The organism is Bacillus sp. JJ1562, from assembly GCF_036962705.1.
Lineage (GTDB): Bacteria > Bacillota > Bacilli > Bacillales > Bacillaceae_L > Ferdinandcohnia.
This window is the reverse complement of sequence record NZ_JBALOQ010000015.1, coordinates 50,354-69,729: the sequence shown is the minus strand read 5'-3', so window position 1 is coordinate 69,729 and position 19,376 is coordinate 50,354. Positions and strand designations below refer to the sequence as shown.

Annotated in this window: 18 protein-coding genes; 3 read left to right on the top strand and 15 right to left on the bottom strand. The window is 39.1% G+C overall.

The genetic code is table 11. The features are described 5' to 3' along the window. Window positions 1-120 precede the first annotated feature (120 nt). Window positions 121-1,275 carry an Ig-like domain-containing protein gene (locus tag V7097_RS09645; protein WP_335703393.1) on the top strand — a complete coding sequence of 385 codons (1,155 nt, stop codon included), beginning with the start codon at window positions 121-123 and terminating at the stop codon, window positions 1,273-1,275. A gap of 62 nt (window positions 1,276-1,337) precedes the next feature. On the opposite strand, the gene V7097_RS09640 is transcribed toward V7097_RS09645, so the two are convergent. Beyond that, window positions 1,338-2,300: a hypothetical protein gene (locus tag V7097_RS09640; RefSeq protein ID WP_335703392.1), complete on the bottom strand. Its 963-nt coding sequence runs from the start codon at window positions 2,298-2,300 to the stop codon at window positions 1,338-1,340. A 164-nt stretch (window positions 2,301-2,464) separates the two neighbouring features. On the opposite strand from V7097_RS09640, the gene V7097_RS09635 reads away from it, so the two are divergent. Both V7097_RS09635 and V7097_RS09630 read left to right on the top strand, forming a co-directional pair. Further along, the gene (locus tag V7097_RS09635; RefSeq protein WP_335703391.1) at window positions 2,465-2,677 is read left to right on the top strand and encodes a hypothetical protein; all 213 of its coding nucleotides are present in this window, start codon (window positions 2,465-2,467) and stop codon (window positions 2,675-2,677) included. A 281-nt stretch (window positions 2,678-2,958) separates the two neighbouring features. After that, entirely contained in the window at window positions 2,959-3,513 is a 555-nt protein-coding gene (locus V7097_RS09630) for a helix-turn-helix domain-containing protein (protein ID WP_335703390.1), read from the top strand. Window positions 3,514-3,564: 51 nt separating this feature from the next. On the opposite strand, the gene V7097_RS09625 is transcribed toward V7097_RS09630, so the two are convergent. The 14 genes from V7097_RS09625 to V7097_RS09560 all read right to left on the bottom strand — a co-directional run bounded on the left by V7097_RS09625 (window position 3,565) and on the right by V7097_RS09560 (window position 19,351). Continuing rightward, entirely contained in the window at window positions 3,565-4,815 is a 1,251-nt protein-coding gene (locus tag V7097_RS09625; RefSeq protein ID WP_335703389.1) for a dicarboxylate/amino acid:cation symporter, read from the bottom strand. Between the two features lie 49 nt (window positions 4,816-4,864). Next, window positions 4,865-5,125, bottom strand: coding sequence for a (2Fe-2S)-binding protein (locus tag V7097_RS09620; protein ID WP_335703388.1), 261 nt, complete (start codon window positions 5,123-5,125; stop codon window positions 4,865-4,867). After that, on the bottom strand, window positions 5,122-6,351 hold the full coding sequence (locus V7097_RS09615) for an NAD(P)/FAD-dependent oxidoreductase (RefSeq protein ID WP_335703387.1): 1,230 nt from the start codon (window positions 6,349-6,351) through the stop codon (window positions 5,122-5,124). The genes V7097_RS09620 and V7097_RS09615 overlap by 4 nt, the downstream gene beginning before the upstream one ends. Beyond that, window positions 6,348-6,653, bottom strand: coding sequence for a (2Fe-2S)-binding protein (locus tag V7097_RS09610; protein WP_335703386.1), 306 nt, complete (start codon window positions 6,651-6,653; stop codon window positions 6,348-6,350). Before V7097_RS09610 ends, V7097_RS09615 begins: the two co-directional genes overlap by 4 nt. Next, a complete protein-coding gene (locus tag V7097_RS09605; RefSeq protein ID WP_335703385.1) occupies window positions 6,646-7,809 on the bottom strand; it encodes an NAD(P)/FAD-dependent oxidoreductase in 1,164 nt (387 codons plus the stop codon). Before V7097_RS09605 ends, V7097_RS09610 begins: the two co-directional genes overlap by 8 nt. 32 nt (window positions 7,810-7,841) lie before the next feature. After that, a complete protein-coding gene (locus V7097_RS09600; protein ID WP_335703384.1) occupies window positions 7,842-8,546 on the bottom strand; it encodes an aspartate/glutamate racemase family protein in 705 nt (234 codons plus the stop codon). 99 nt (window positions 8,547-8,645) lie between these two features. Then, window positions 8,646-10,367 carry a thiamine pyrophosphate-binding protein gene (locus V7097_RS09595; protein WP_335703383.1) on the bottom strand — a complete coding sequence of 574 codons (1,722 nt, stop codon included), beginning with the start codon at window positions 10,365-10,367 and terminating at the stop codon, window positions 8,646-8,648. A gap of 408 nt (window positions 10,368-10,775) precedes the next feature. Beyond that, entirely contained in the window at window positions 10,776-13,184 is a 2,409-nt protein-coding gene (locus V7097_RS09590) for a pectate lyase family protein (protein ID WP_335703382.1), read from the bottom strand. A 692-nt stretch (window positions 13,185-13,876) separates the two neighbouring features. Continuing rightward, a complete protein-coding gene (locus V7097_RS09585) occupies window positions 13,877-14,569 on the bottom strand; it encodes an SDR family oxidoreductase (protein ID WP_335703381.1) in 693 nt (230 codons plus the stop codon). Window positions 14,570-14,606: 37 nt separating this feature from the next. Continuing rightward, window positions 14,607-15,536, bottom strand: a complete 930-nt coding sequence (locus tag V7097_RS09580) for a nucleoside hydrolase (RefSeq protein WP_335703380.1) — start codon at window positions 15,534-15,536, stop codon at window positions 14,607-14,609. Between the two features lie 16 nt (window positions 15,537-15,552). Then, window positions 15,553-16,512, bottom strand: a complete 960-nt coding sequence (locus tag V7097_RS09575; protein ID WP_335703379.1) for a nucleoside hydrolase — start codon at window positions 16,510-16,512, stop codon at window positions 15,553-15,555. 165 nt (window positions 16,513-16,677) lie between these two features. Further along, entirely contained in the window at window positions 16,678-17,655 is a 978-nt protein-coding gene (locus tag V7097_RS09570) for a hypothetical protein (protein WP_335703378.1), read from the bottom strand. A 122-nt stretch (window positions 17,656-17,777) separates the two neighbouring features. Then, window positions 17,778-18,182, bottom strand: a complete 405-nt coding sequence (locus V7097_RS09565) for a secondary thiamine-phosphate synthase enzyme YjbQ (protein ID WP_335703377.1) — start codon at window positions 18,180-18,182, stop codon at window positions 17,778-17,780. Window positions 18,183-18,199: 17 nt separating this feature from the next. Next, window positions 18,200-19,351, bottom strand: a complete 1,152-nt coding sequence (locus V7097_RS09560) for an SIS domain-containing protein (protein WP_335703376.1) — start codon at window positions 19,349-19,351, stop codon at window positions 18,200-18,202. Window positions 19,352-19,376: the final 25 nt, after the last annotated feature.

The window sequence follows — 19,376 nt, the reverse complement described above, 5'->3', positions numbered from 1 at the left end:
TAGTTCTTTTTGTTTCACAATTGTGTATAGATGTAGGGATATAGGCGTTTTGTAGGGATAGATAGTTCTTTTGGCATAGCATTTTGTTATGTACAGATTATGTAATTAGGAGGTATTAACATGAAAAGAGGATCAAATTTCCTGCATTTACTTTTTGTCACCACCTTGGCTTTAGGTCTTTCAGCTTGTATGAATGCTGGTGAAAAAAAAGCTGATCAAGAGCTAGAGGCAAGTCAGAGCCAGATCCAGTCCCAAATTTCAGATGCTTCTTTAGAATTAGAACATTATAAGTTCCCATATGAAAGCTGGAAAGTGGATAACTCTCATCAAAAACTAACGAAGGGACAGCTTTTAGTAGATGACAAGCCTGTCGTGGGTGCTGTGATTCAAGTGTCAAATAAAAGAAAAACGACTACAGATACAAATGGAGAATTCTCGATTTTACTAGATACAAACATGATTGGAAGAGATATCGTTCATGTTGCTTCACTTGATGAGGCAACTATTGATGATAAGGCTTTAACTGAAGAACTTAAAAAGGAATTACTCTCATTAGAGCAGGAATTGATGGTGTATTTCCCAATTGAAATCGATAAAGTTGAGGAAAACAAAGAAGATAACAGTTTAGTAGATGTATTTGCTCATGCGGTTTTAAAAGAAAATGAAGAGTTTCCAAAGTTCGGAGTAGAGAAATTCCCTATTAAAGGAACTATTAAAGACGCAAATGGAAATCCTGTTGAAGGAGCTACGGTTAACATTCGACGAGACGGGGTGGAGGGATTTTCAATGTCTGACCCTAGTAACGAAAATGGAGAATATGCCATGTACTACATACCCGAAGATGATGAGAACCACTATTTAAATGTGTATGTACCTAGTGAAAATATCACGTATACCTTACCTGAAGGAAAAGCATTTCTTTTCCCTGATGATTTTGGAATAAAGCTTGATATTGTATTACCTGAAGCAGGAACCATTATTAAGGATGAACCACCTACTCTTGTTGCAACAGATGCAAAAGGTGCACTATATAAAGGAGTATTAATTGGTTTGAACACTCCCGATAACGTAACCTATTCCATTACAGTTCCACAAAGAGATGGTTCCTATGTCGTAACATTACCTAAAAACGCTTGGGATGGTAATCCAAGCTTTTATCAAATAAATTATAGGGGTTTTTCAGAACATGAAATTAACCTTGGAGACACTTTACCATCAGACTTTATCCCACTTCCAGAAATAAACGAACCTAATCAAATAAGCGCTACACAGTAGTGGGACACGGGGACAGGTCCCTTGTCCCACCATATTTTTCCTAGGACGAGGGGCCTGTCCCTCTATTCTATTATTGAATAGCCCTCTAAATATAAGTTTGTAACTGTTTCTAGATATTGTCCAGCAAGTTTGAGTGACTGGTTATCACCATTTTTAAGGCCTTTTATGATTTGCTCATTAGCAGCCCTTTGTTGAGTAATCATCTGATTGGTAATCGTATATAAATTTTTATCATTTTCATTTACTGGGTTTGAATTTTGCTCATAAACATCCAATAATTCATTAAACTCGGTAGTCCATACTATTAAATCATCTATTAGGTCTGAACTATAGTATCCCTCATAGATTAATTCAAAGTTGCTTCCAATAAGGTCCAAGCTATTTTTGTACGCAGTGTAGTACTTTCTGTTATATTCTAAAAACTCTTGGGAAAGTGCTGTTTCATTCATCTTTTCTGATGTTTCACTGTTATCATCTGGTTCTCTTCCTGAAGTTGGGTCAACATACTTTCCATCTTTTGAAGTTGGATCATAGATAATATTTTGTTCATCCCAATCTTTATCTAAATCATCTTTGTGCAAGTAGAAAGTCAATCCAGGAAGATTATAGTTTGAATGGTATACGTGTTTAGATGTATTTAGTATGATATTGCCGAATTCACATGTAATTTCTTCCCCACAAAAAAATTCACCCTCACCATTAATACCTTGTGGAGTTCCACTGTTCTTCTCAACAACTTTTGCTATCTTCTCTATAAATTCATTTTGTTCTTTTGGTGCCAAACTATCATAACTATCGTCAAGGGTAGCTATAATATCATAGTAGTAATAAGCATAATTATCTTCCTCAGGGTCGTAACTATCTGTTTGTTCATACGTTATAGACTCAAGATATTTGTTCAACCCTTCATCATTTAAAGCTTCAGATACTATTTTATCCAAATTTGCCGTTGTTAATTGATATCCACAACCACTTAAGACTGAAGCAGTGATAACAATTAATAAACCCAATATATACTTTCTCAATTTAGTTCCCCCTTGTTGTCTACTTTTTCTATAAAGGAATGTAGTTTATCTATGATATTAATTATACCAAAAAAGTAATATTCTTTATGTGATATCTAATAGTATGTACCTATAGAATACTAACACCAACCTTTGTGTTTATTGCAAAATAAAAATGCAGAACTTTGCAAGAAAAATATGCAAAGCTCCGCACCCTTTCATTAAAAAAACTTGCAGCCCACGATGCAGCAATGGCACAACAAATCCAAATTGGCGGTAAACTTTGTAACCAAAGTGTTGATCTTGTACCGCTACTAGTCTTCTTGGCTAGCGATGGTTCACACTTCATTAGCGGACAATCATTCCCTGTTGATGATGGCTGGCTGCACATGCGTTAATTTAAATATTTTGTAATGAGCATCTACTTTTTTTAAGGAGATGCTCTTTTTATATTTTAATTACTTTTCCTACAACCCTATTAATAGGTTAGGAGTACATTTCGTGCTTTAAACCCCCATAAAATTAGGACATCGATCTCTTTTCGGTGGATGCCCTTATTTCTCTCATTCCTAGAACGAGGGACCTGTCCCTTTGTCCCATTCTACAATTATATTTATGTAATAGTGAATTTTTTTAAGTAATACTTTATAATTAAGGTATAAAGTTAAAGGAGTTTAATATGGATAATGGTGTAGGTAAGAAAATTCGTGAGTTACGTATTCAAAAGGGATATACACTTAAGGATGTTGCTGAGAAGACTGATCTTACTAGTAGTTTTCTTTCCCAACTAGAACGGTCAAAAACGTCTGTGACATTACAGTCTTTATCAAAAATTTCCAAGGCATTGGGTGTACCACAAAGTTATTTTTTCACTCAGCTACATGAGAAAGATGAATCGAAACAAATTATTCGGCACAAAAAGCATCAAGATGTAGAAATACATGGTGCAAATTTCATTTATCAATCATTAGCAGGGGATTTACCTAACCAGCATTTCGAACCGATGCTTGTGATCTTGTTGCCGGATGAAAAGAAAAATCATAAACCCTCTACCCATAATGGACAAGAATTTATTTATGTTTTAGAAGGTTCACTAACAGTGATGATCGAAGAAGCGATAACACGTTTGGAAGCTGGGGATAGTTTTCATATTGACTCAACCACCCCACACACTTGGTACAATACAACTCCTACAATTGTAAAACTTCTCTATGTTTCTTCGAATATGTATTGAGACAAAAGTTAAAATCCCCTTCTTTATAAAAAGATAGGGGATTTTAACTGATTATAGAACAACTTCATCCATGGTTCCGGAGGAAATTCCTTCGCTTATTAACCTCTTCTTTTCTGACTCTTCAATATATACGGCACATGCGATATCTCCTGTAACATTGCAAGATGTGGTGAACATATTCATAAATCGGTCAACTCCAGCAATAATTGCAATTGCTTCAAGTGGTAAATTAACAGTTGTTAAAGCAACAGTAAGCATGATGATTCCAGCTCCAGGGACTCCGGCTGTTCCGAGAGAACCAATTGTCGAAATAAGAGCAATCAATAGGATTTGTTGTAGACCTAACTCGATACCAAACATTTGTGCAGTAAAAATGGCACATACTGAAATATAAATTGCCTGGCCGTCCATACTAACTGTCGCTCCTAATGGTAAAACAAAGCTAGCTACGCGATTCGAGATACCTAAATTCTCCTGTGAACGTTTCATCGTTAAAGGTAAAGTACCATTACTACTTTGTGTTCCGAATGCCATCAAAGTTGCTGGCATAACCCCTCTAAAAAACTCCATCGGACTCATTTTTCCTAATGTTTTTACCGCAATACTATAGACAATAAAATATTGAATAAGACAACCGAGTGCGACAGTGAATAAAAGCTTAAATAACGGAATCATCACATCTATTCCATGTGATCCAATAATTGGAGCTAAAAGACCGAACACCCCAATTGGAACCGTTTTCATAATTATGGAAGTTATTTTCATCATTATTTCTGCAAGTCCATCAAAAAAGTTATAAACAGGTTCGGCTTTTTTTCCTACGATTGTAATACCTATACCTAATAATACTGCAAGGAAAATAATTTGAAGCATATTATTTTCTGCCATAGCTGTTATAGAATTTTGTGGAACAATATTAATTAACACTTCGAGAAAGTTCATTGAACCCGGATTCTCCGGAACAGTTCCAGTCGGTTCAATCGTACCTACTCCTTTACCTGGATTGAACCCAAAAGCAAGAAGTATTCCAATCACAACAGCAATTCCTGTTGTGATAAGGTAGTACGCTATCGTTTTAAAGCCCATACGACCTAGTTGGCTAATGCTCCCTGTACTGGCCATTCCAACAATAAGTGTGCTTAAAACAAGAGGTGCAATGATAAACATAATTAGGCGTATAAATAATGTACCCAATGGCTTGACGATTTCAGCTTGAGGTCCAAATATAACCCCTACAATTAACGCAAGAATAAAGGCAATAAAAATTTGGTTAACAAGTCCAATCCTTTTTAAAAAACCCATATAATTTCCCCCTTTAAATGAATAATTGGTTATCTACAAACCACTCTTATTACTTTGTTAGATCCTCCAATGATACAGGTCTTACTGGAAACTTGGCATTTTGCAACACAATGGGTTGATCACTTTCTTGCTGTTTATTTTGCAAGATACATCGTAAACTACTTTGACATACTCTCCCTTGACACATTCCCATACCTGATCGTGTCCTAATTTTCAGACCAGGAATGGAGGCAGCTCCTTCCTCTATTGCACGTTCAATTTCAGACAAATAGACTCCTTCACAACGACAAACTATAAAATCCTTCGTCATGAAACCACCTCTTCCTTTTGTTGAAAATTGATCCATGCTTGCTCCATTTTCTTCCTTCCTTCTTCAATTTCTGGAATAAATTTAATAGGAGATAGATTACGTGCTTGTAAGATTTGATTTGTCCCTTCAGCCTTCGATTGTTTAGACGGTTTATTGAGATAAGCTAGTATTGACATACCTGCCATTTTACCTTGTGTCATTGCTACTTTCGCACCTTCAATACCTGTAATATTTCCTGCAACAAATAAACCAGGAACCGGTGTCGACATGTCTATATCGTGTAATGGAACTAGGCCACCAAGTTCTTTAATATCGATGAGTGGACAGCCTACTGCTTGTAAAAGATCAATAAGTGGATATAATCCAGCCGAGAGACAGACTGCGTCTACAGCAAGGTCCATTGTCTTTCCACTCGGATTTCCATTTACGTCTACATGTTGTAAGGTCACAGATTCGACCTCGTTCTCACCATTTATACTGGCAAGTGATTTCCTCAAGTAGATTGGGATTCCCTCTATTTTTAAGACATCCATTCTAAGTGCATGTGTTGCCATTTTGCTAAACCTTCCAGAAACGAATTGGCCAAGCTTTTGTAGCATCGGATTTGGAGCTAAATGGGCAACCGCTGTTAATCGTTTCACGTTTTCAATCGGAGAGGATAGTGTTTCATCAATAACTGGGGATTGAGGAGGAAGTGCGACACCCACCACATCAATTCCAGCTTTACGCATTTCTAAGACTACAGATAAAGAAAGAGGATCTGTGCCAATGACAAAGACACGTTGTCCAATTGCAATTTGATGCACATTTGTAAAGGTTTGTGCTGCACCTATACTGTAAACGCCAGGTAATGTCCATCCAGAACAAGGAAGTGCATGTTCTGCTGCGCCTGTTGCAACAAGGAGTGCGTGAGAATGAATACTTGTGACATCTCCGCCGCTTACTTTGATCTCCCAATTTCCTTCAATTGACCATACTGTAACCCCGCAGAAAATCTTGACACCTAAGCTCAGCGCCTCTTCTATGATTTGTTGAGCAATTCTTTGTCCATCCCATAGCTTATCTGGCCCCTTAAGAGTTGGGTCCTCATAATGTTGACCTAACAATCGACCTCCTGGACGATAATACTCATCTAAAACAACAACACTTGCACCTGATTTGGCGATTTCTACAGCCGCACACAACCCAGCTGGTCCTGCTCCAATAATGACAACATCTGCATTCACCGTAGAATCTCTCCTTTCTCAGGTTCCAAATTTGTTTGAATCTCCATATTTGCTTGTAATGGTGTAAGACAGGTACGAACATTGTTCACACCATTCACCTCTGCCCTACACTCATAGCAATGACCAATTCCGCAGTATAGACCGCGCGCTTCACCTGTGGTGGTACAGCGACGAACACTTTTGATTCCATTTGCCATTAACGCCGCTACAATGGGTTCCCCCGCTTTCCCTTGGAGGGTAAGATGATTAAAAGTAAAGGAAACAGTTGGAATCTCATTCTTTGCTTTAATTCGTCTAACCATGTGCTACGACTCCTTTAAACCTTTCTAGTGAGAAGGAAGCTACATCTATACTTGGCGGTACATTCGTGAACAATTCAGACATGATTTTACCTGATATTGGAGCAAGTGCGATTCCGTCCCCTTCATGTCCCGCACAAATATAAAGACCAGGATATTCTGGCACATCACTCATAATCGGGAGGCTATCCGGTGTATATGGACGTAAGCCTGCAAATGTTCGAATAATCCGTACATCCTTTAGTAATGGGAAGACTTTTACTGCTGCAGCTCCAATCATTCGTATAACCTCTGGGGTGGTTGAAACATCAAATCCCACGAACTCACGTGAACCACCAATTAGGACATTCCCGCTCAGTGTCTGACCCATGACGAGTCCTACTCCATAAGGATTCGAATCCTGTCCCCCAGATCCACTTTTCGCTGCAATATAGGCTCCACTCAATATATTGGATTTAAAAAGTGGCGGTAGTTTTTCCGTCACTAAAATTTGCCCTCTTCTTGGCACGATTGGCACATGAACCTCTAGAGAGTCCAGAATTTGTGGTGTCCAAATACCTGCTGCTACGATAACAGAATCCGCATAAAGTTTTTCGCTACCTAAATCGACACCGGCAACTCGGTTATTTTCCAAAAGTAAGCGTTGGACTTGCTTCCGGAGTAGTACATTCGCATGGAGCCGTTTTGCTGCACGTACAAAAGCGAGTGACGTTTTTAATGAGTTCACCTTGGCATCTTCATCGCTCCAAGTCGAACCGATAATATGAGGGGCAAGCCCTGATTGTCTTTTCATGATTTCTTCACGAGACACAATATCTACTTGCAAACCAACCTGCTTCTGTTTTTTCACGAGCTCCTCGAGCATTGTTTTGTGCTGCTCATTTTCCATCAATATCATGCCGCCACCCTGACGATATTCAATGGATTCTCCTAATTCTTTTTCTAAGTTTTTATAAAGAGCATTGCTTTGAATGGCAAGCTCAAGCAATGGACCAGGTTTCTTTGTTTGAAGGAGCACAGCTTGATCACAAGAACTAGATGTCCCTGCCGCAATGTCAGTCCCTTCAACTAGTGTTACGCGAATACCTTGTTTTGCTAGATAGTAAGTAATCGCTGCACCTATGATCCCACCACCAACAACAAGAACATCCTGTTTCATAGAAACTCTCCCTTCTTTGTAGCGCTGACGAATTACGCTAAACAATTATGTACATGATTCAGCATGGAAACAATATCAAACACTGGCAATCCAGTTGCTTCTTGAATCTCTTTTTTATAAGGTGTTAGATTCGTACATTCTAAGACAATTGCGCGGACATCATCATGGTTTGTCACAAGCAATTTAGCTCGATTGACAACTTCTTCACTCATCTTGTCTAGATCCATGACTTCCTCTCCATTGATGATTGTTTTTGTGAATTCATCCATATCATCCATTCCTTCGATGACCATCGGAATATCACGGACCCCAATTGCTTCAAAATGCTCTTCTGTCAAAGTGGCTTTACTTGCGGTTAGGACACCAATATTTCCTTTTTGACCGATAATTGAATAGACGAGTGGAATTTGCATCAAATTAGATGAATAGAATGGTATATTAACCTCAGCTTGAATTTCTTGTTGGAACAAGCTTAAGAATCCACAATTCGTCGTAAGCATCTTCACCCCATCCGCTTCAAGCTCTTTTGCCGCCTCGATAAAAAGTGGAATCAACGACTTATCTCCTTTTTTGACAACTCGATCCACAGAAGCAGTTTTTACAACCTTATATCGTACTGGATAAGACCAAGTTTGGGCATTTCCCATATCTCCAATTGGTCTAGGAAACTTTGTATCTAGCATTAAAATACCTAGGTTTTGTCCAAATGTTACATGGCCACCATAAGCTAACCTCATTATTGTAACCCCTTTCCATTTACACAATGTTCAGTTATTTCGCCAAGTAAAGCTTCCTAGAATAAAAGATTGATTCAACATTATTCTAGGAAGTACTCATTAATATGTGAGAACGACTCGATCTTTTGGATTTATTTTACTGTCTGTACGCCAGTTAGTAACTGGTGGGACGATATCGGTGATGCGTTCGATTGAAATATCCAAGAACACCGGAGATTGCTGTGCGACCGCCCATTCGAAAGCTTCCTCTAACTGTTCATTCGTTTCAACTTTACGTGATTTAACCCCAAAGCCTTCCGCAATTTTTGCTCCATCAATCTCAGTAAAGTCAACCGCAATGTACTGTTCATTGTAATAAAGTTGGTGTAGCTTTTTAATCCACCCATAACTATTATTTTGAAGGAGAATAAAAACTATCGGTAAGTTCTGTCTTACTGCTGTTTCAAGTTCCCCTACTGACATCGCAAAGCTTCCATCACCAAATAGTGTGAATACTTTAGAATTTGGCTGAGCAAAACTCGCACCAATGGAAGCCCCCAAGGCATAACCTAAGTTCCCATGTCCTCTATCAAAAACAATTTGTTTGCCAGCCTTTTTGATCTTAAAGTTGGCAGCCATATAAGGATTCTGTGTGCCTGCATCGACAACAAATAAAGAGTCTTTTGGTGCATTTTCATCTAACCAATGAATGATGCGTGCTGGATTGACGTGCTCTGTCTCTTCTGAAACCTCTGCTTCAATACGTTTAGTAGTGGCTTGACGGACTACTTGCACGGTTTCGCTCCATTCGATATTCGGAATACATAAATCGCCCTTTATTTCCTGAATTTTCTGGATGAATTGAGCGAGAAATGCTTGGATATCGCTTTGAATCGCCAAATCTGTTCGAATATTTAAGTCTAGGTTCTCTTCCGTAATATCTACCTGAACAACAGTTGGACCATGCTTAAATAAACTTTTTGCTACCGTCGTTACATTGTTTAACTTAGATCCTAAAATTAGAACAAAATCAGATTCCTTCAAAACGCTATTTGTCTCTTCAGTTCCCCCATTTACCCCAATTACCCCAATTGAGAGATGAGATTCTTCATTAACAGAGCCTTTCCCATTAATTGTAGTGACAACTGGAATTGAAAACCATTCTGAAAGCTTTGCAAGCTCTTGATATGCACTTGACAAATGAACCCCCCCGCCAGCCAAAATAACTGGACGCTTCGAAACAGAAAATAGTTTTACAGCTTCTTCTATATCCTCATTAATAGGTCCTGATTTAAACTTCTTCTGCATTAAAGGATGAAAATCCTCCTCTTGAAAATCAAAATCGTGTTCATGAATATCTTCTGGGACAGAAATGTGAACAGCCCCAGGACGTCCTGACATAGCAACTCGAAAAGCTTTGCGAATAATTTCAGGCACTTTAGATGAAAGAGTAATTCGAGTACTCCACTTTGTAATTGCACTCGTTAACTCAACTTGTTTTAACTCTGTCAATGCCCCGGTTCCTTCACTACTTAATGTAATATCAGAAGAAAATACAATGATTGGAACAGACGAAGCAGTTGCTTCACTAAGTCCTGGCACTGCGTAAAGTAGGCCTCCACCACTTGGCACATCTGCAACACCTGGTTTTCCTGTTATACGTGCGTACGTATCTGCCATATAAGTAGCATGACGCTCATCGCGACAAGAAACATATTTTATTTGATTTTTATATTTCTCAAATGCATTATGAAATGGCATACTTGTATCACCTGGAACCCCAAATACTACTTCCACTTCATTTTCAATAAGTAAACGTACAATAGCATCAGCTGTTCTCATCATCATCACCTTTTCTTTATTGTAATATTAAATCTTAATAAATATCTGACTTTTCAAAATAGATGTTTATTTGAATTTACATCATAACCGTTTAAACGTCAATAAAAAAATTAAATACCACTTAATTTTTTGGTGTCTAATTTAACTAACAGGACAGAGGGACAGGTTCTTTGTCCCACCGGATTTTCCCTGAGACGATGTACCTGCCCTTCGGCCCCACCAAGAAAGTGTGCTATTATAGTAGAAAGATACAGACGCTTGTTTGAAATTGACATTCGCAAAAATAACCCGATTAGTACAGATTGCTACTAATCGGGCTATTGGTGTTCTATATAATAAATTTGGTTCTATTTTCGTTCTGTTGAAAAAAAAACAGGGGAACGGTAGAACCGTCCCCTGTTACCCCTGCTATTCGACGATATAGATTTCAAGGACCTTAGTATTGCCTTTCGTGTTGACGAATACATCGTAACGTCCCACTCGGTAAATTCCCTCAGCATTGTTTTTAATGAGGATGGTCTCAGTCAATGTCCCGCTTCCGGTACCGTCTGCATAGACTTCATCGATAGTGATGGCCAATTCATTTTGATTTCCTCTCAACTTGTTGACTACAGCAGAAGCTACCGCCGTTTCAACAGTATCCACGACAACCACATCAGACCACTCACTGGCACCAGCAGCGTTCAATGCGCGGATTCTGAATTGATACATACCGCCGTTTTCCGCTTTAGCAAAAATGCCATTCAAGTTGGCGAATTGATCGATATCATGAGTGATAAAACTTTTCGCCCGTGTATTGTGAGCGATTTCTGCTAAGGTGACCCACCCGCCTTTATTTGTGTTCAACTGGAGTTCATAGTTTTCGGTCAACACGTCGTTGTTGGCCCAATCGATCGTGAAAGTACCTTCGTGAACAATAATCTTACCAGGGGCCGGAATATGAGCCGTACCAAATGCGGAACGGACTTCCTCATTGATCCGGACGTCAGTGATTTCAGGCGCAGCCGGAGCAGAAACAGGCGCGATATCGGACTGGGAACCAGAATTTGTTTGGATTTCTGTCCTCAAAGCAGTTGCAAAATCTGCTGTCCCCGTCGGCCATACGCCTTGACGGCTCGGACGGAACGCCCAATCCAATTGCGAAGCCGGGCTTGTGGTCATGTTCGGATTCTGAGTAGTCGAATCGGAAGCAACAACAATCCCAATGTCTTCTTTCACATTGAAATTCTTTGACGAGGCCGCATCTAAAACGTTTGGCTCTAGTTGTGAAGCATCCGCCCTTAGGGCATCCAAATCAGCTTGGGTCATGCCAGATTTCACATCGGATCCCAATCTGAAGCCTTCCATTGTTTCAGGGAAGTCCCCTTCAAAGACTGCCTCCCGCGCGACGATGTATCCAGGTGCGTCACCGAAGAAGTGGTTAAATCCGGCATTCGGAGAATTGTTTGGCAAGTCAATTCCAAACCCATTGTCTTGAGATCCGCGGGCATGACCTTGGCGGCTTCTTAAGAACGGGAAGTTGACATTGTCAAAAATATTCCCTTCCGCCCAAATGGTAGCGTTGTGTGCGGCTCCGATTCCGTAACCAGTATTTCTTTCCAATAAAGTATCATGGTAAGGATGCCCTTGGACATCTTCGAATAAGTTGTTGTAAACATGGACACGTCCATTACGTACCCGTGGGGTCCGTTCTTCTGTTCCTTGAAACCAGTTGTGATGGATCGTTCCATAGTGTTCGCTGATCGATCCCGCACCGCCGCCAATCAGCATGACTTTACTGCTGCCAGCGAAGTGGTTGTAAGCGACAGTGTAATTCCGTGCGTGGTTAACGATGTCCAACGCGCCATCACCTTTTGCCTGATCTGGGTCAGCGGCATTGGCCAAGTGCAGGTTTTGACCATAGCCGAAGGTGTTGTTATGTACCCAAATGTTTGAAGCTCTTTGGTTTGTGCCTCCACCATGAATCTCAACGGCATCACCGGTCCAATAATCGAAATTCATGTTCTGGATGACGACATTGTGGGCACCGCCTGTCCCAATCAAGGTCGGACCGTGAGAAAGAGTCGCATCCGGCCCAATCCCTTCGATGGTGACATTCCCGTTGCCTGCTCCAATCGAAGCGCCGCGTCCGGTAATGGTCCCGACAAAGCGGACAATCAGCGGCTGTTTTTGATTGGCAATCGATCCACGGCTGCTATCGTTAAACAAGCTGTTTGCATATTGCGTAGCGGTTTCAGGCGTGATGTAAACAATCTTCGCGGCCGGATTTACACGACCATCAGGTAAATAGCCGCCGATAGCGCCATCTAAAGCAAAATCATGGTTCCCTTCGTATGGATTTTCATTTGATGGAACAAACGCCGCACCATTACGCGGGAAGGCTTCTGTCTGCAAGTTCGAGAATCTATGTATAACTTTTCCATCAAATCTCACTTGAATCTCGTAAGCACCTTCCGGAAGCCCCGGGATATCGGCGCGCCATGTATTTCTTGCCGGGTCGACCACACGCACCAATGGCGCATTAGCCTCATCATTGACTAATGTCCAGTCTGTCAGGAAGTCGGGTATCGGGCTACCGTCACGCCAGTCGATAACGTTGTCCCCTTTCACATAAACTTCGTATTTGGCATTGATGTCACCCGTCCAGACGGCAAACGCAGTTTCGAACCAGATACCCGCTTCGTTGACCGCGATTTCACTTGATGTTTCCGAAGCGGACACATCTTGTGCCATCACAGGCGCAATCCCGAAAGGCGTAAAAAACATGGTCGCGGCTAAAGCGATGGTCATCACTTTTTTTACTTTTAAAAATTTCATTTTTTAGCTCCCCCTCTCCTTTCATTCGCCACAAAAATAAGTTTGAATAGTCTGATAATACCCAAACCTAATCATAGTATACCTGCGAAATACCAGTATTTCAATGAACCTCCTGATAATTTGTACTATTCGGTACTTTTGTCACTCAATGAGGGTATACCTATAGGACTTATCTTCCACCCTTCCGGAAATAAATGTAAAAAAATGAGAGAAGAGAAATCATCATTAATTGACTTCTCTTCTCCCTCTTTATTTTTCAAAAAGATCGTTCTATCTTTCCACCGTAATAATAGAGGTATGTTGTCCCTTCTTTAACTGATGCACTCTTAGGAATGCTTTTTTATTTGCAGTGAATTTAAATATTAAAGAGTTGCAAGTATTGTGGGGGCATTAACGGTCGTTTTAACATTGTAAATCTTTATCATAGAGGGGGCAGGCACCGAATCCCGGAAACACAAGAACCGTCCCAGTGTTCGAATAATCGTCAAAATTAAATGGAGATACCCGTAATTACAGATACCTCTAAAAGAAAATTAATATTATGTAAAACTTTTTCTTGGCGGAAGACTTGCATATTGGCAAAGGGCTTAGATTGGATAATTTCTTTGTCACAAAAGCAAAGATTAGCTAAAAAATAGTAACCATGTTCTCGGTGGAAAATAATAGGGGACATTGTACCTGTCCCCGTGTTTTCAAAGTTTGTTTTTAATTACAACCTGCGGTACGCTCAAATTCTTTCGAGGTTTTAGGTTGTCAATTATGATATCTGCTATATCATCTGCTTCCATCATATGATTCATTTCCTCTTCTTTATAGATACCATCCCAAAATTCCGTCTTCATTCCACCCATATAAGCTGCATAAATCTGCACAGAAGTATCTTGTAGCTCAACAAACAAACTTTCTGTAAAGCCCCGGACACCAAATTTGCTGGCACAGTATACGGACTCATTTACTTTTCCTTCTAGTCCAGCAGTAGATACAATATTTGCGATAATGCCTTTATTAATTGCCTTCATCTGTGGTAGCACTTCTTGTGAACAAAATATGGTTCCTTTTAAGTTTATATCAATCATGTCATGAACGGATTTCTCATCGAGTCGCTCAGCTAAATCGAATATCCCCAAGCCAGCATTATTAATCAATAAGTCTATTAACCCTACTTCCTTATATATAGCCTGAAAGACTTCTTCCACATCCCTCTTTACCGTAACATCAAGCTGGTAAATCGAATATTCATTTTGTAAAAAGCTAGCGGTACGCTCTAATTTTTCTTGGTTACGACCAATTAAACAAACATGTGCACCTTGATTAGAATATTTTTTTGCCAGTGAGGCCCCTAGTCCACTTCCAGCACCTGTAATCACAACTACTTTCTTTTCCATGCCTTCTCCCCCTATTGCATCTCTAACGAAATCTTTTCTAAAAGATTGTGTGTAAAAAATGATTCTTAAACCTCGATTCATCTACACCAATGCAGACATTCATGTTCGGTTCCTTTGTAGATCGAGATCGCAAGTCTGGAACGGTTCGACCATAGGAATAATGACCTTCAAGATCAACCTGGACGAACATCGGTTTTACTTCAACTAAACTTGGGTCTAGTGCAACAGCTACCGCTAATGGATCATGTAAATTGCAATAATGATTATATCCTTGGTATTTAACATAGCTGTCGATATATAAGTTTGTAATCTGGGATAAAAGCTTGCTCAAAGGGGAATCGATTTCTTCCCACTTTTTTACTTCTTGACGTGTCAACTTTGTTTTCATCGTAACATCCAGCCCCACTAACGTTATTGGTGCTCCTGACTTGAACACAATATCCGCCGCCTCGGGATCAGCATAAATATTAGCCTCTGCATGCATTTGGTTGTTTCCTTGTACAGTCACTGCACCTCCCATAATGACAACCTTTTTAATTAATGAAACAATTTCGGGTTCTTGGAGTATGACTAATGCAAGATTTGTAAGTGATCCCACACAAATCAAAGTCACTTCATGTGGATGCTTCTTAATCTGTTCAATGATAAATTCGGTTGCATGAATGGATAAGGGGGTTTGTGTTGGTTTTGTATAATCTACATTCGCTAATCCATTTTCCCCATGAAAATGGGTTGAATATTGTTTTATCATTGAATGAAAAATTGGTGCGCCCGCCCCTGCAGCTACAGGTATGTTTGCATCAAGAAGCTCCAGGACATGTAATGTATTTTCCGTTGCATTTTCAACTGAAACATTCCCAAAGCATGTTGTAATCCCCAATACATTCGTTTGAGGAGAACGTACAGCGTATACTAAAGCTAATGTATCATCAATTCCAGTATCGACATCCAGTATTATCTTTTCCATGCTGACACTCCCATCCTTATCGTTCATTTGATGCAATTGTATCAATATAGCGATTCAGAAATAATTGATCATTTACTTTCATACAGACAGAAGCGTTTGTTTTTGTTTGGGGTAACCTCAAATCTGCTAATGTTGCTCCCATTGACAATGTCCCTTTAGTTTCAATATAAATATAGTAATCTTCGGTTGCTACAATACTAGAGTCTTCCGCTACACCTACAGCAAGTGGGTCATGCATAAGGCGAAACTTCCCTTCATTTAAACGATTACTTGCTTCAAAGCTAAATTTAAATACATGATAAAAGAAGTCTTTAAGTGCTTGCTGTTTATCCGTCAGCTTCTCCATAAGTAAATCGAATTCGGCTTCTCCAAATTTGGTATTAGATGTGACGTCCAACCCAACCATTGTAATCGGAATACCCGATTCGAAGACACGATGAGCTGCTTCTGGATCACCATGTATATTTGCTTCAGCTACCTCAGTAATATTCCCAGGTACTTTTAAAGCCCCACCCATTAAAACGAGTCTCTCAACTTTTGATGCAATTGAAGGATCCTTTGCTAAGGCAATCGCTAAGTTTGTAAGTCTGCCAGTAAAAACGAGCGTTAGTTTATTGATACTTTCATTTATTTTACGAATTATAAAATTTGGAGCACTTTCTTCAATAGGTGTTCTTTTTGTTTCAGGCAGATCGTACCCACCTAGACCATCACTTCCATGAATAGCAACTGAAGGGGCTCGCATTTCCCTTACAAGTGGTTTACCGGCTCCCATTGCAACTGGAATATCATATGCAGGACCAGCTAAATCAATCATTTTTAAGGTATTCACTGTTGCCTGCTCTACTGAAACATTTCCAAAGCCTGTGGTTATGCCTTCTATTACAATATTTTTTGATTTAATGGCATAAATAATCGCAAGTGCGTCATCTATACCCGTATCTACATCTAAAATAATCCGTTTTACATTTTCCAATATGACACCACCCTTAGTATGATATTGACTTAAGCATTCGTTAAATGACTTTCAAGTTCATCCAATGTTGGAATGGATGATTGAGCTCCCTCACGAGTAACAACAACCGCAACTACTCTCGTAGCAAATACGGCGCTTCATGGTCTGTCATTCTGGAGAATTCTATTAATCATACAATCCGAATGATAAAAGGAAGATACCTATAACATAAACGAAGATACCTGCACCCAATGTTAATTTAGTAGATATTTTTGTACCATTATACTCTTTAAAAATAATCCCCCATAAGTAAGTCCACATATGAGATGTTTGACCAAGTAGAAATGTCACTGGTACGCTTAGGATAGGGGCCGTAAAGATACTTAAAATATTGCCTCCATAATGGCATATTCCAGAGAGACTACCCATTAAAATCGGGAGTGCTTTTTTAAGGTTCAGTACTTCCTTCCATTCCTTATTTCTAGTGGTTACTAGACTAGTCGAAAGGAAAGCACCTATAAATGAACCAGTAACTAAAACCGCTACGCAGATTAATGGCGGCAATCCATCGGGGTTCATTTCCGTCCTTGTTCCTATTGAATATCCATAAACGTATCCCGTTAAGAGAAAATTGCTCAATATCAGAAGCAGATAGCTTCTAAAGCCCACCCTTTCTTTTTCGCCTTTTCCGTTCCGATCCCGATCCCTTAAAACCCCGGAATATTGACAAATAAAACTTGCTATTAGAAGGATGACTGCTGCCAACAATACAAAATTTATTGACACTGTTTCTGGTAGACCGCCAACCAAAATAGAGATAATTAGGCCAAAAATGGCTGAAAAGGCACTAGAAATTGAGATTACTAGAATCAAACCTGACTTATTCATAAATATCAACTGCATGTGCATTCCAACCGCCATTAACGCTCCTGAAAGCAATATAATAAAAATAAAGGATATATTTTTATCAGTTATCTCTCCAATTATTTGATTAAGGGGAGTAAAAAGCAGAACAATGATCCATACAATGATAAATGATGAACTATAAAGCCAAAGAACAAAACCTGATATAGGGTACCTTCCTAGATATTTGAGTGATAAAAACCATGAGCCCCACATCGCAGAAGATAAAAGTGTAGTTAAAATAGCAATATTAGAATCCATCGTAGCCCCTTATATAAAAGTAAATTGATAATTTTTTACTGTGATTCTAAAGAATCTTTTATGGAATTATTATAAAAAAGGTTTAAATAATAAAATTATTTAAACCTTTCTACATCCTAACCTTAATTCCCAAAAGCTTTTACATAGAACTGCCTTTGTTGTGGACCGTTAAATTCAGAGAAAAAGATTCCTTGAGATTTAGTTAAGACTAGTTCTCCATTTTCAATAATTACGTCTAATGAAGGCCCAACAATAGAGCTTTTTGAATGAGCTGAACCCTCGGTTAGACTACCTTCAAATTGAAAATTATCTCTTGACGGAAACATTCTTGTTAGGTCATCGATTACATCTTCTTGTATTAGAGGGTCATCGACAGAATTAATGACTACTCCTGCGTCGTTATGGGGGACAAATATCACACAGAGTCCATTTGTAACATTACTTTGAGTTATTACTTCTTTTACTTGATTAGTTATTTCAATTAGTTGGTATTTTTCATTCGTATTTAGTTCATTTTGTTTCAGCATATTGTAGTCCTCCCTTCTCAAATGATTTCAATTTCACTATTTTTTATCGTTCCAACACCTTCTTGCGCCCAAATGCCATCGCCACGAAAATATGGCTCTTTTAAAAGGTGGGAAATATAACTAGCTAAAATTGCCCCGGGAAGGTAGTTCATTACAGGTGATAAAAATTCATACCCGCTAGGTGCTTGTGGTATACTGCATACGTTCACTTCCTCTGGGATATCAAAGTCTTCCTTGGTTCCATTTGTAATGACCAAAATTGGCCGATTCATTCCTTTTGCTTGCTTTATTGTTTCAATAATTCTAGATTTATTATTTGCTAGTTTATCAGCAAAAATAATAGTACCAATTTTTTCTGGATTCCTAATAAACGTGTTAACATGACACCAATTCTCCGAATCTTCGACCGATGAAATAATGCCACTAACTTCAATCACCTTCGCTGAACAGAAACTTGCAGTCGCGAGTTCAGTATCATCCCCAATAAAATTGAATCCTTCAAAATCCTTCCAAGTTTTCGCCAACTCAAACATTTGCTTATCAATCGATTCAAGGACTGGCGAGTAACTTTTTGTATATTCTTTTATAGCCTCAGTTAATCTATCTAATGTTCCTTTTTTACTAATCCCTTTTACTTCTCCCATTTTTGCAGCTAGCATCATTAGAGCTACTACTGAAGCATAATAATTACGTAGTCCGGGATTTGCATTTGGGAAACTTGGTGTGTTAACAATTAGGGAATTTTGGGCTTCTTGGACAGCTCTTGATTCTGTATTATTACTAACTGCAAGTGACATATATCCATGGCTATTAGCCCTTTTTAATGCTTCAAATATGCGAGCAGGACTGCCAGAAGCACTAACAGCTACTAACATCGTATCTTCGGGGAATTGTTGATCTATCGGCATATAACGTGTTGCATCAATTGCGCGTTCAACTTTAATTATTGAAGCAAAAGCTCCCGTATACTTTTGAAAAACTGGTAACGCTGCGATACAAGCCATATATGAATCACCGCAACCGGTAAATGTTAAGTTACGTGCTTGTTTCAAAACTGATTCACTAATATTTTCTAATCCACTATAAACCCCATCAATCTGTGAATCACAAAGGTCAATTATGCTCATGCATTGCCGGTGTAAGTGGTTATCATAATCTAATTTATTCATTTTCATGTACCTCCGTATTTTTAAG